This is a genomic window from Aromatoleum aromaticum EbN1 (assembly GCF_000025965.1).
Classification (GTDB): domain Bacteria; phylum Pseudomonadota; class Gammaproteobacteria; order Burkholderiales; family Rhodocyclaceae; genus Aromatoleum; species Aromatoleum aromaticum.
On sequence record NC_006824.1, the window covers coordinates 114263 to 127276 of the forward strand.

7 protein-coding genes and 2 pseudogenes are annotated in these 13014 nt (G+C 60.1%); 6 read left to right on the forward strand and 3 right to left on the reverse strand.

The features are described from left to right. Positions 1 to 17 precede the first annotated feature (17 nt). Entirely contained in the window at positions 18 to 1373 is a 1356-nt protein-coding gene (locus EBN1_RS22360; RefSeq protein ID WP_011255007.1) for an IS1182-like element ISAzo2 family transposase, read from the reverse strand. A gap of 88 nt (positions 1374 to 1461) precedes the next feature. Here EBN1_RS22360 and EBN1_RS22365 point away from each other — a divergent pair, with 88 nt between their 5' ends. The 3 genes from EBN1_RS22365 (at position 1462) to EBN1_RS22375 (ending at position 8262) form a co-directional block, all read left to right on the forward strand. Continuing rightward, complete coding sequence (locus tag EBN1_RS22365) at positions 1462 to 2289, forward strand: hypothetical protein (RefSeq protein ID WP_011255006.1); 828 nt, start codon at positions 1462 to 1464, stop codon at positions 2287 to 2289. 256 nt (positions 2290 to 2545) lie between these two features. Then, on the forward strand, positions 2546 to 3037 hold the full coding sequence (locus EBN1_RS22370) for a flavodoxin family protein (protein ID WP_011255005.1): 492 nt from the start codon (positions 2546 to 2548) through the stop codon (positions 3035 to 3037). Between the two features lie 323 nt (positions 3038 to 3360). Further along, positions 3361 to 8262: a hypothetical protein gene (locus tag EBN1_RS22375; protein WP_011255004.1), complete on the forward strand. Its 4902-nt coding sequence runs from the start codon at positions 3361 to 3363 to the stop codon at positions 8260 to 8262. Positions 8263 to 8402: 140 nt separating this feature from the next. Here the strand turns inward: EBN1_RS22375 and EBN1_RS22380 are convergent. Together EBN1_RS22380 and EBN1_RS22385 are read right to left on the reverse strand one after the other, a co-directional pair. Beyond that, positions 8403 to 8768, reverse strand: a pseudogene (locus EBN1_RS22380) (IS1634 family transposase); the annotation flags it as partial. A 66-nt stretch (positions 8769 to 8834) separates the two neighbouring features. Beyond that, entirely contained in the window at positions 8835 to 10535 is a 1701-nt protein-coding gene (locus tag EBN1_RS22385) for an IS1634-like element ISAzo6 family transposase (protein ID WP_011255002.1), read from the reverse strand. 423 nt (positions 10536 to 10958) lie between these two features. On the opposite strand from EBN1_RS22385, the gene EBN1_RS22390 reads away from it, so the two are divergent. From EBN1_RS22390 to EBN1_RS22400, 3 genes and pseudogenes are all read left to right on the forward strand, one after another. Beyond that, positions 10959 to 11915: a site-specific integrase gene (locus EBN1_RS22390; RefSeq protein ID WP_011255001.1), complete on the forward strand. Its 957-nt coding sequence runs from the start codon at positions 10959 to 10961 to the stop codon at positions 11913 to 11915. Then, positions 11912 to 12886, forward strand: a complete 975-nt coding sequence (locus tag EBN1_RS22395) for a tyrosine-type recombinase/integrase (protein ID WP_011255000.1) — start codon at positions 11912 to 11914, stop codon at positions 12884 to 12886. The genes EBN1_RS22390 and EBN1_RS22395 overlap by 4 nt, the downstream gene beginning before the upstream one ends. Then, a pseudogene (locus tag EBN1_RS22400) lies at positions 12879 to 12992 on the forward strand (integrase); the annotation flags it as partial. The gene EBN1_RS22395 and the pseudogene EBN1_RS22400, both read left to right, overlap by 8 nt. Positions 12993 to 13014 lie beyond the last annotated feature (22 nt).

Consider the following 13014-nt stretch of genomic DNA (forward strand, 5'->3'; position numbering starts at 1 on the left):
ATTCCCCGTCCGTTTGCTTACTGCGGACGCAATACGGCCATGCGCTTCAAATTCCACGCGAGGCAAACGAGGGTCCATTCGTTTGTCACGTTATCAAGGCCGCGCAGCAGAAACTGGCGGAAGCCCATCACCGACTTGATGATGCCGAATACCGGCTCGACCGTTTGCTTACGCAGCGCATAGGCCGCGCGGCCGGCCCGGGTCTTGAGCTTGTGCTTCATCGTCTCGACCGCCGAGGCGCCTGCGGCCAACGGTTCAGGTTCGCTGAAACGCTCCCGCCAATCCGGATGGTGCTCGTCGCGCTTGACCGCGATCAGCGGTTCGATCTTCGCGGCGACGCACGCCGTGACGTTCTTTTCGCTGTAGTAACCGGTGTCAGCGAGCCAGGTCGCCGGCCGGTTCAACCCCTCGGGATTGGACTGGACTTTCGCGAGCATCGGCGCGACCTGTTCCTTGTCGTTGGTCGCCTGGGTCACGTGAGTGGCGAGGATGAGCATCGACTCAGTATCGACCACCGCCTGCGCGTTGTAGCTCTGCTCGAATCCGCCGCCCGACACCGGCATGATCCGGGACTCTTCGTCGGTCAGGTTGATCTGATCGTCGGCGCGCGGACCGGCTTGCGGCGGCTTCGGCGGCTTGCCCCCCGGCTTCTTGCCGGTCTTGGCTTCCTGCGCCTGCCGCTTCGCGAGCTTGGCCTGGTGCTCGGCCTGTTCGCGTTCGAAGCGCTCCGCGGCACGCGCTTCGATCTTGGCCTTCGCCGCCGCGATCGCCGCTAGCCGGTCCTCGCGACGACGAATCTCGTCGGGCAGCTTCACCCCGTCCGGCAGCGAGGATTGATCGGCCGCCGCGGCCAGCTTCATGAGCTCCTGCACCTCGACCTTGAGCTGCGCCTCGATCGTCCGTGCGTGGCCATAGGAGAGCGCACTGTGCCGGCTCGCATTGGCGTGGATCTTGGTCCCGTCCAGACTCACCGTGCCAAAGCGTGAGAGCTGGTTCTCGCGGGCTACCTGCAGCACCTGGACAAAGGCCGCTTCGAACTCCCCGCCGAAACGCTTCCTGAAATTGGCCAGCGTGTCGTGGTCGGGATGCCGGTTGCAGGCGATGTAACGGAACGCCAGCGAGTCGTAGGTCGCGCGCTCGATCTTGCGGCTCGAGAAGGTCCCGGTGGCGTAGCCGTAGATCAGCAGCGCCAGCAGCGTTGCCGGATGATAAGCGTCGCTGCCACGGCCGGCGTACGCCCGCTCCATCGCCGACAAATCCAGCTGCTCGACGACGTCCACCACGTACCGCGCCAGATGCGCTTCCGGCAGCCAGTCCTGCACCGAGGGCGGCAACAGAAAGTCTGTGTCTCGATCTATCGGGTGGAACGCCATCGCAGCCGATTCCGTCAGTTCGTCTGGCTGGGATTATCGCCTATCTCTGTGAAAGCCCGACAGGCTGCTAGACGGTCACTTCCTCGGTGTGGTTTTTAACTGGCTCATCGACGGCGGTGGCACTGGCGACCGCGATCTCGACACGCGATTGGCGCTCCGCATCTGGGATTACGACGCGACGCGCGCCAAGGCGCGCGAGAAGAAGCATGGCGAGTACGACCTGCCGAGCCAGAACCTCGGCTACGATATCCTTCTGAAGCTCGCAGCCTTGTCGATTACGGCGCCCGCAGGGGAAGACCGTGAGGTTTGGGAACCCGTTCTCGTCCATGGTCCGGCCGCACACTATGCGCTGCAGCACTTCATCGGTGGCTTATTCCTGCGCCTAGGGAAGGGTGACGACCCGGTGGCATTCGAGCGCGTCTGGCGGGCCACCGCGGAGTACGGCCTCGCAGCCAATTGGTCTCAACCCGGTCTCTGGTTCTACGGCGAGCGCTTGATTTGCGACCTGCTCGGCTTCGGCAACGAGGACGCGCTGTCCCGGCTGAACTCGGACGCGGCCCTGCGGATGAAGGATGTCTACGAGTGCTGGGCCGCCGCGCACTTGGCTCGCGACGAAGAATGCGTCACCCGTTTCTGCCACTTCCTGACGACAAAGTTCGGAGCCCCACTTCGGCTTGACGGACTTCGCTGGCTCGCCGTCATGCTGAAGGAGCGCGAACCTTCCAATCGCTGGTACCGCGAGGGTACGAACGACGCATTGGTGGAGTTGGTGGCGGTAGCATTGAGTTCCGACGCACAGGGCCTGTCGCAACACGCTCAGGCGCGGCAGGCGCTTGTCGAGATAGCGGCTGCACTTGCAGGTATGAACATCCCAGTCGCCCTGGCCCTACAAGAGCGCATTAAGCAACTGCGATAGCGGTCGAGAACAGGCTTCACGTGGTCGGCGTGACGGAAGTTCGCTCGCCGCCCCAAACTCAACGTCTGCAATTGGCCGATAACACCGGTTCGCCCATCGTGCTGGGAAGCTGACGGTGTTACGCCGACTAGATGCTGATACGACGATTCGTAGCTCACCTCACCCATCGCTTGAGGTATCACCAACTTTTTGCGGGCAAGCGAGAATGACGCGGATAGTGCCGACCGAAAGGGTGGCTCCGGTGTAAGCTCTCCTAATGAGAACGCTGCTAATCGTCTACCACACCATGACCGGGGGTACGATGCAGATGGCACGCTCCGCGGCGGCCGGTGCCTCTGCGGATGGAACGGTGGCAGTGCAGCTCTTCCATGCCCGGGAGGCCGGCCCTCAGGATGTCCTGGATGCGGATGGGTACATCTTTGCAACCCCTGAGAACCTGGCTGCCATCTCCGGGCAGATGAAGGACTTCTTCGATCGTAGTTACTACCCTGTGCTGGACCGTATCAATGGGCGTCCCTATGCGACCCTTGTCTGCGCAGGCAGTGACGGCGCCAACGCGGCACGACAGATTGATCGCATCGCCACCGGTTGGCGGCTGAGACGGATCGCACCCCCACTGATCGTCTGCACGCATGCCCAAACTACCGAGGCGATCCTTCGGCCCAAGCAAATCGCCATGGAGGATCTTCGACGCTGCGGAGAGCTCGGAGCCGCGATGGCAGCCGGTCTGGCGATGGGTATCTTTTGAGGCGGACTTCCAGGCCCTACACCTGCTGACGGATGCGTTGCGGTCTTTTGGGACACCGAGCCCCAACGACCGTTCAGGCCGAGGACCGGAAGTCGGCCTCACCTGCCGTTCAGTTCCCGCGGAACGACCGGCTACGGTCTGCGCTAATGCAGCCATTGATCGTGCTACAGGTGAGAACGGTAGCGCTCATAGGGACGACCGACGGTGCTCCAATTCTGAGTTGCCCGTCGCCTGCACGGCAATGCGCCAAGTTGTCTCCACATCCAGACGGCTTCAGCCAATGCTGATAACATTGTCAATTAGGATGACCATGTGGAGCGAAGATGGGTGCAACGACTGAGATTGTGGAAAATTGGAATTTCGTCACCGATTTTCCCGAATTGCCAGGTAACTTGATCGAGCGGCCGCATCTTCTGCTGACGATGGCTGAAGCTCTAAGCAGTGAAGCTCCAATTCTTTTCTTGGAGGGCGAAGAGGGAGACGGAGCAACTACAACGCTAGCTCAGTTTTGTCATTTGTACCCCACCCAGACGTTCTCCCTCTTCATCAAACCGGCCAGCCGTATTACATACGGGTTGGAATATTTGCGCCTAGCACTTGCAGAGCAGTTTCACTGGTATGTGTACGGAGAGACGCTGCGAAAAGACCTCCTAAGCGTTAGCGAGTTTGAGGATCTGCGTCTCAAGGCGTTGAGGCACCACCGCTCCCAAGTTCTCTACTTCGTCATTGATGGGCTTCATCAGATTCCCCTCGAAGACCGCTCAGTCATCTCGCAGGTTTTTAAAGAACTACTTCCAACTGGAGCCTCTAGGTGCCGCTTTATTGTCACTGGTCAACAGGCAGAACTTGGTTCTTATATTCATGTCAGTGTCAAATCCAAACATTACCGATTGCTCAAGCTGTCTTTGGATGAGTGTGGACAGTTCTTGCGGGGCACAGGAATCGAGGATCGCGACTGCAAGAAGGTCTATGAACTATGCAAGGGGGGAAGCCCTGGTCGCATTGCAGTGATCAGACGGCTTCTCCTAGCCGGCACCTCGCTGTCTGCCATTCTTGAGACCGATCCCGCGAAGTATCTGGAGTTTGTAAAGCTTGAGTTCGAAGTCCTCAGGGAGTTAAGGGAGAACGAGCTCTTAGTGGTTTCGAGCATCGCCTTCTCAAAGATCGGGCAGTCCGTGAAAGACCTGTGTGCTTTGTCGGGTGCGCAGGAGAGCGAGATCGCGGAGTTGTTAGCCAAGTGCCAGTTCCTCAAAATCTCACCGAGTCAAGGCGTAGAGTTCATCTCCGAGACACACCGAAAGTATGCGGCGAAGCAGTTGGAGTCGCTTCAACGGTCCGCCCTGGAGGCTCAACTGACCTATCTACAGCAGAACCCGAGAAGTGAGACGTCTTTGCGGTTCTTGCCTGCCTACCTAGAAACGCTAAATCGGCAAGAGGCGATCTTGCAGTTGCTATCATCGGATTACTATAGCGACCTGCTCCAAACGACTCAGTCATTCTCTGCCCTGAAGACTCAGGCCGAAATGGGCGCACGGAGCGCACAGGCACTTAAGCGCGCACACGACGTATTCAAGTTCTCATTGCAGCGCTCAATCTTCGCCAGCACTAGCATGGCTGACGGATCTTCCGACCGCGTAAAGGCGCTAGTTGCATTGGGTAAATCGAACGCCGCCATGGCGTTAGCGAACGCAGAGGCGACGAAGGAGGATCGTTTGGCGCTGCTTAGCGCATTTGCCCGTCGTCTGAGCGAGCGCAACGGTAAGTTGGACTCCGAGATCGCAGAATATATAAAGCGCCTGATTGCAGAGGTCGATTTTAGTTCCATGGGCGATATGGCGATGAACATCGCAGCGGACATCCTGATGTTCGACCCCGATGCCGCAATTGGAATCATCGAGTCCGCGGTCAAGGGAGCCACGGCGGCTGTCAAGGACGCCGCGTATGCCGAGCTGTCCTTTTCGGCTTCACTAGCGAAACTGAAACACAAGGCCAAGATCGAGGATAAAGCACGCGCTCGCATCTCCGATCAAGCACTTCAGCACATCGCGTACTCATTCGAGCTGATGGCTGAGAGGTTGGACTCGATGGAGCTGATGGGCATCCTGTCGAGGATGCCTACTGCACACCAAGTTTACTTCCTGCGCTCTTTCGTAAACATCAAGCGCAAAGACCCTCGAATTCTAGATCTAATAGAACTTGGCCTCGACATCATCATTAAGGAAATAGAGTACACACCTCGCGCCAAAGACTTGGCAGAACTATGTGCTCCCTTCCTGGTTACCATTGAAGACCGCAGCCGGCTGAAGAGGCTGGTAACGCGCTTTGACAGCCAACTTGGGCTAGTGGGTAAGGCTGCACAGTCACGGGATTTGACCGTGCTGCAAATGAGGCTGGCCGCGGCCGAGTATCAGTACGAGAAACAATTGGCATGCCAGCGGGTGGCTCAAACCTACTATGAAGTGCTGGACATCAAGACCCCAGAAGTCCAACTCGAGTGCTTAGCCATCATGCTGGGCGCTCTAGCCAAGCTGGATAAGGAAGGTGTCTTGGAAGCACAGGAGGGGTTTCGCGCAGTAATCAAGGCTGACTTGGACAAGCTGTTAGCGGTCGTTCTTAAGGACACTGGAGACCACATTAGCACGGTTTCCCCCGCCCTGAAGGCTTTAGCGGCAGACGACTGCAAAGCCGCATTGGATCTCGCGGGGGGGCTAAATATCCTTCCCAGGCGCGATGTGGCGTACCAGACAGTCGCTGCGATACTGGTGGCTCAGCGGTACAACGAACCCAGATTGGCCTCCGTGAAGCAGGCTTTGAACTTGATAAGTTGCGATGATCTGCGCTCGCGTGCAACTGAGGACCTGCTGAGCTACCTGGATGCAAACGCCGACAAGTCTGCGTGGGTTCCGCATGTTGAGGGACTGAGACAGCACCTGATGAGCGCCTATGCGCTCAGCCACTGGGATTGCTGGATGTTCAAAGCCTCTGCAGCCGGGGGTTTAGGATATAACATACAGCTTCTGTGCGAGCGAATTAGGGAGGCCCTTGCACGGGTGGGGTCACCCTTGGAGGAGGCGAAGGTCTACTTTCGTGCCGCAGAAGCATTAGCGGAAGGCGAACCAGACATCGCGCAACAGTACTACAACGAGGGGCTTAGAGTAAGCCGGGCTACTCCCTTCAGTAGCGGTTCAACTGCCAAGCTTTTCGAACTGTGTCTGTCGTTGGTCGGGCGCTCAATGGCTCCCCTCGCTCGGAGCGGGATGCTGGATGGCGATAAGTTGAGCCGTCACGCCACGCTCATTGATCATCTGCCCGGCATCATTCCCAAGGTGCGAGTACTCAACGAAATCGCGGAACGGATGTGGTGTGCCAAGCGAGAGGATTTGGCGAACAGGTTAGTCAGCGAACAATTGCGACCGCTGCTGGAACAGGCACGCACCACTCACGCATCGATTGGCCGGACGGCCATTCGCATTGCCTTTCCATCGTTATGTGCCTCCCACTTGCGCCTCGCCGTGCCTCTGCTGCTGGAGTTACCAGACACTGATGCCGACGGCGCTTTATTGGATGCCTCAATGCTCAGGGTGCGCCATCTATGTAGCCAGGAGCCCGATGGAAATGGGAGGTCCGACTACAGCAAACTGGAGGCAGGCGACATTGCCGACGTGATCGAGCTAGTCCAGCATGCTCGTATGGATTCAACTATCTTCTCAATAATAAAAACGCTAGTCGAAGCTATCAGCGACAGGGCGAACAAGACGAGGTTCACCGCATCGCAGAAGGCTGACTGGTCGAGTAGACTCCGACCGATCGTCGATGAAAAGCTGCCGGATCAGAAGAATATCAAGCACGACGGTTATCAAATTGTTTGCTTAGCGCAAATCTATTCATTAGTTGATTTTCCTTGGAGTCAGTGGGACGCACTGGAAAAGCGGGCGCAAGCGATTGACAATTGCGCCGACCGCGGATTTATCTACACTGAACTGGCCGCCGCGCTCCCACGGAAGTTTGCGGAGAGCCACCGAAAACGCCTACTCAATAAGGCGGTCGAGGAGATCAACAAGATACCCTCACCGGTTGACCGTCTGTCCCATCTCCAAGGATACGTCCAGGAGGCTCATGCGAATGATTCTGCCGCGTCTGCGCGAGAATGCCTAAAGGCGGCAATGAAGCTGTCGATTGAAATCGAAGGCCACTCGCAAGTGGCTCAGCATCGCAGGGAACTTATCGATATTGCCGATCAGATCGATCCAGGTCTGGCGGACGAATTAATCGAGTTGGTCGATGACGATCCAGCGCGTGCAGAGTTGAAGTCCGATGCCAAGCAAGCTGCGGCACTGGCCAAAGCTAAGCGAGAGATGGCCAATGCCAAGCAGCTCAAGGATGCGGTCAAGTGCGAGATCGACCTGTTGCCCTTGGCCGCGTGGCGTAACCTGGGGGCGCTTGAGGCGGGACGTCTAGAGGTCAAAGCTCCCGAAGTGATGACAAGTTACGTAACCATGGCGGCCGACGGAACACTTCATCAGGCTTACCCTGTCCTTTCGTGGCATCTCGCAAACATGGAGCGCAAGTACGTCCAGCAGCAGGACGTGAGATCGCATCTCGTTCCAATTTGTGAAGCTCTGCTGCTATCGACAGAACTTACGTACTCACTATTGCGCAAGGTGTCGGGCAAGGGTGCTGACGTGCGGGAAGAAACCGGAGAGGAGGGAATGCTAGTGCGACGGCGAAGCCGGGCGGAGGCGGTCGCTTATATCGAAAATTGGCTGCAGCAAAATGCCGACGAGTATGTCGTTTATTGCGATGCGTACTTCTCAACTAGGGACATCCACTTGCTACGCGTGTGCTTGGCGCAAGCGCCACAATGCAAGGTCTATGTAATCGCTAGCAAGCCACACCTGCTGAAAGAGCGCGAGCTGGGAGAGGAACCATTTGAGCGAGCTTGGCGCGAGCAAAGCGATCAGGACCCCCCTGAAACAGAGATCATTGCTCCCGCGTTTGTCGACGCCCCCAATAAGCACGTGCTTCATGACCGATGGCTGCTAACTAAGGATGCGGGGCTGCGATTGGGAACATCATTCAACTCCCTCGGGGTGGAGCGTCTGACGGAGGTGTCTGAAATGGAGACTACTCAAGTCAACGTGTTGCGCGAGCAGATCGAAAAGTACCTCAACCGGCAGCGGGTTGTCGACGGCGCACGTATTCAGTACAGCTCCTTTACTCTGTAGCAGCGAATGGGGGCAGGTAAGTATTTACTTCCCCCGGCAGCGCAAACTTTGCCATGATCAGGGGCCGGTTTGGACCCCGGAGTTCGACAGTTAATCTCGTAACTATCTGATTTCGCTAGAGGCGACTTTCAAACGTGCCCCTACAACAGCGTCAGCTGCTCAGGCGCGACCGGTTTTTTCACCCGCAGGGCACTGAGGACCTCGTTCTGGTGTGCGTTGATGGAAGACACCCCCGTCACAGGTTCGGCGGCGCCGAGCCGGACGCGGTGGTGCTGGATGCGATGCAGCTGCTCGAGCGCCCGCTCGGGGGTGAGGCCGGTGTGCGCGGCGCGCAGCCGCGCGCGCATGATGCGGTGCAGGATCAGCGCCATGAAGCAGATCGAGGCGTGTGCGCGGATGCGTTCGGGCAACCGGTGATAGACCGGCCCAATCTCGATCTCGGATTTGAGCACCTTGAAGCCGCGCTCGATGTCGGCGAGCGCCTTGTAGCGCGTGACGACGTCGGCAGCCGGAGTTCGACAGTTAATCTCGTAACTATCTGATTTCGCTAGAGGCGACTTTCAAACGTGCCCCTACAACAGCGTCAGCTGCTCAGGCGCGACCGGTTTTTTCACCCGCAGGGCACTGAGGACCTCGTTCTGGTGTGCGTTGATGGAAGACACCCCCGTCACAGGTTCGGCGGCGCCGAGCCGGACGCGGTGGTGCTGGATGCGATGCAGCTGCTCGAGCGCCCGCTCGGGGGTGAGCCCGGTGTGCGCCGCACGCAGCCGCGCGCGCATGATGCGGTGCAGGATCAGCGCCATGAAGCAGATCGAGGCGTGTGCGCGGATGCGTTCGGGCAACCGGTGATAGACCGGCCCGATCTCGATCTCGGATTTGAGCACCTTGAAGCCGCGCTCGATGTCGGCGAGCGCCTTGTAGCGCGTGACGACGTCGGCAGGGGCGAGATCCTTCGTGTTGGTCACGAGCAGGAGCTTGCCGTCCATGAGTTCGGCAAGCCGCCGGGCCGTCTCGTCGATTTCGTAGCGGAAGAGCTCGGCCTTGAGGTCGACGCGGATGATTTTGGACAGATGCGCCTCGCACACCGCGTGGTAGAAGCGCGCCTTGGCCCCGCTGTCCGAGAGTTTGCGGCCGCGGTGCTTGACCCCGCCGTCTTGCTCGACGAGCTTGCTGGCCCAGGCTTCGCCCTGCGCGATGAGCGCGGCGATCTCGCCGTTGCGCCGTGTGCTCTGCACCGCGGCTGTCGCCGGAGCGTGGGCGACGATGAGCCGCAGCCCCTGCCAAGCGAGTTCGCCGGTCACCTCGGCCCTCGCCTGCGTGCAGTGCGTGCGCTGGAAGGGGCCGAGGAGCTCGGCGAACTCGTGATAGCGCCGCCCCGGCACCGCGATGATGAACTCGAGCGGCTCACCGCTCGCGAGCCGCACCGCCTCGAGCGCCTCGAGGTTGTCCAGGCTGAGCAACCCGCGGTCGGCCACGAGGATAAGCCGGCGCACTTCGGGGAAGCGTTCGAGCACCGTCGTGAGGGTGGGCAGGAGCGTCGTCGTCTCGGCCGCGTTGCCCGCGAACACCTCGTGATAGATCGGAAGCCCGTCGGCCGTCTGCACCACGCCAAGCATGAACTGGCGGGCAATCAACCCCTCTTTGGCCATGCCGAAGGCGCGTACGTCGCCGGCCACGTTCGTGAGCCCCTCGGCGCGGATCGTGGTGAGATCGTAGAAGACGACCGACAGGTCCTGATCGACGAGCGGGCGCAGGAGTCCCGTCACCACCGCATCGACCGCCGCCTGGTGAGCCATCAGCGCATCCATGCTGCGCAGCAATTGCTGATGCGTGATCGCCTTGACGTCGACCTCGGGCAGCGCGACCGTCTCGAGCCAGCGCAGCACGCCGAGCTTGGAGTCCGGATCGCACAGGCGGTTGAGCACCATCACGCGGATGAGCGCCTCGACATCGGTCGTGTGGCGCGTACGGCGAAACACCCGGCGCAGCGCCCCGAAGCCCAACTCCTTCCACAGCTCGGTGAGCGCCCAGACGTCGCCCAGTGCGCGGGCCGATTCGAACGCGACCGAAGGGGCCGCCGGGCGCTCGCCCATGGGTTCTCGGCCGGAGATCCTGAGCAGCCCGCTGATCACCGAGTCGAGCTCGCCGCCGACCTGGTCGAGGCGACCGAGCGTTGCCACGGTACGCTTCTTCACCCGCCCGGCATCGTCCCGATAGGACTGGACGAGTTGAAGGTAGCGGCGGCCGCCGGAGGTGGTGATCTTGACGAACATGCCGCCACTTTAGCAGCACGGCATACATCGTCAAGCAAGGTCGTAGCTGTTACAAACGTGCCACCACAAGAGTTTCGGAAAAATCGGGCTGAAACCCGCATGAATGCTGAGGCGGGTTTTCAAAAAACGGCGTTTTTCGGGCTGAACTGTCGAACTCCGGTGGACCGAGTCTTGCAGCCTAAGTGTTAGGGGTAGGTTCTCGCTTTCTGAACGGCAGCAGGTGACCGGCTTCCGTCATTCAAAATCCTTTCGCTTAATGACCGGTACGGCCGATTATGTGGATGCCTCGATTATGTTGAGCTTCCCGAGGTGCAGTTTGTAGAGACTGATGGTCGCGGGCTTTTGCGGGCCGAGGATGGGGTTCTGAGCTCGACATAATTTCAGCGCTCTCCTGAAGTGGAGTTTCCACTCCAGGAGACGCTCATGAACCGAACCTCGCCGTCCCGGAGCGCGCAGCGTGTGCGCTCTTCTGCAGAAATTCCCGCTCCCATCGCTGACGAACTGCGTCGGTACGACGACCACCTGCGTGACGTACGCGGCCTTTCGGCAGGCACGCGTCGCGACCGCTGCCGCATCGTCGAACAGCTATTGAGGAAGAAGTTTGCCGATGGCGTCGTCAACATGGCCACGCTACGTGCGGTCGATGTTCGCCGCTTCATCGCTCGGCAACTGGGGGACAGCCCCTCGCATTCCGCCGCAGCCCAATTGGCATCGGCCTTGCGAAGTTACCTCCGCTACCGAACCATCTGCGGCGACTCGGTTGCCGGACTGAACGCAGTCATTTCCTCTCCGGTGCAGTGGAAGCTTGCTTCGCTGCCGCGCGCCCTCCGGCCGGACCAAGTTCAACGGCTGCTGGGTGCATTCCCCTACGGGCGCTGGCCCCGACGAGGTTATGCCATTGTCCGCTGCGCACTCGACATGGGACTGCGCGCTGGCGAGATTGCGAACCTGCTGATCGAAGACATCGACTGGCGCGAAGGCACCGTCACGCTGAAGGGCACGAAGTCGCGACGGCAGGATGTCCTGCCGCTGCCGATGGCGACCGGACAAGCGTTAGCGGACTACCTGCAGCATGAGCGTCCAGCAATCTCAAGCCGGGCGATCTTCCTTTGCCGCCGCGGTTCGCGTGACATCCCGATCACCACTGATGCGGTTCAGAACGTGATCCGCCGTGCCTGCCGACGGGTCGGCTTGCCCGATTCCGGTTCGCACCTACTCCGTCACACGCTGGCCTGCCGTCTGGTCGAGAACGGCAGCTCGCTCAAGGAGGTTGCCGATGTCCTGCGGCACCGTTCTCTGGAAACCACCCGGATCTACGCCAAGCTCGACACCCCAAACCTCGCCGAGGTCGCGTTGCCCTGGCCGGGGAGCGAATCATGAGCAGGCGCCGATGCCTGCAGGCCAGAATCGACGACTATCTGGCCGAGCGCCGCCGCCAAGGTTTCCATCTGCGCTCCCGTTACGCCTTCCTCTCCAGCTTTGCTCGCTTCGTCGAGGCCAAGCGCCATCGCGGTCCGCTGACGGCGGAACTCATGATCGAATGGGTACGTGCCGGCAAGGATGGCCATGGCGATGAGGGTACTTGGGCGCGCAGTTGGGGACGGCTGCGGCACTTCAACTATTATCTGCAGCAGTTCGAGCCGGACACCGAGGTTCCCGAGGCGTCGCTCTTCGGCCCGGAACCTGGTCGCGTTGCGCCCCATATCTACCGTGACGACGAGATCGACGATTTGCTCGCGGCGGCGCGCACACTCGGCCCCTCTGGCAGCCTTCGGCCATTCACCTACGAAACCCTGTTCGGCCTGATGGCCTCGACCGGGTTGCGCGTCTCCGAAGCCATTCACCTGCGCGATGCGGATGTCGACCTCAAGCGCGGGATGCTGATGATCCGGCAGACCAAGTTCGCCAAGTCCCGGCAACTGCCGATCCATCCCAGCACGGTCAAGGCGCTGGCGCGCTACCGGAAACAACGCGAGCGGCATCTTCCAACGACAACCGGTATGCCGTTCCTGATCGGCAGTCGCGGCCGCCGACTGGGACTGCCACTTGGCGAGCGGCAGGCGCACCGCGTCTTTACCGGCCTGCGTGACGGCCTCGGCTGGGTCAATCGCGGCGGACACGAGGCTCCTCGCTTGCACGACCTGCGCCACACCTTCGCGGTGCGGCGGCTGGTGCCCTGGTATGCCGATGGTGCCGAGGTCGACCAGAAGATGCTGGCGCTGTCGACCTACATGGGTCATGCCGAGATCTTCTACACATACTGGTACCTCACCGCCGTTCCCGAGTTGGTAGCGATCGCTGCCGCCCGGTTCGAGCAATTCGCCGATCTCGCGGGAGATGATGATGCGTAAGCAATCCAAATCACCGCCATCGTTTCCCGCGCTCGTGCAAGCCTTCTTCGTCGAGCACCTGACGCAACAACGCGCCCTCAGCCCGCAGACGGTTGCCGCCTACCGCCGGAGTTCGACAGTTCAGCCCG

Excerpts from the sequence above, each read along its gene's own strand:
- EBN1_RS22360 (WP_011255007.1), bottom strand. The coding sequence starts at position 1,373 with ATGGCGTTCCACCCGATAGATCGAGACACAGACTTTCTGTTGCCGCCC.
- EBN1_RS22370 (WP_011255005.1), top strand. The coding sequence starts at position 2,546 with ATGAGAACGCTGCTAATCGTCTACCACACCATGACCGGGGGTACGATG.
- EBN1_RS22375 (WP_011255004.1), top strand. The coding sequence starts at position 3,361 with ATGGGTGCAACGACTGAGATTGTGGAAAATTGGAATTTCGTCACCGAT.
- EBN1_RS22385 (WP_011255002.1), bottom strand. The coding sequence starts at position 10,535 with ATGTTCGTCAAGATCACCACCTCCGGCGGCCGCCGCTACCTTCAACTC.
- EBN1_RS22390 (WP_011255001.1), top strand. The coding sequence starts at position 10,959 with ATGAACCGAACCTCGCCGTCCCGGAGCGCGCAGCGTGTGCGCTCTTCT.
- EBN1_RS22395 (WP_011255000.1), top strand. The coding sequence starts at position 11,912 with ATGAGCAGGCGCCGATGCCTGCAGGCCAGAATCGACGACTATCTGGCC.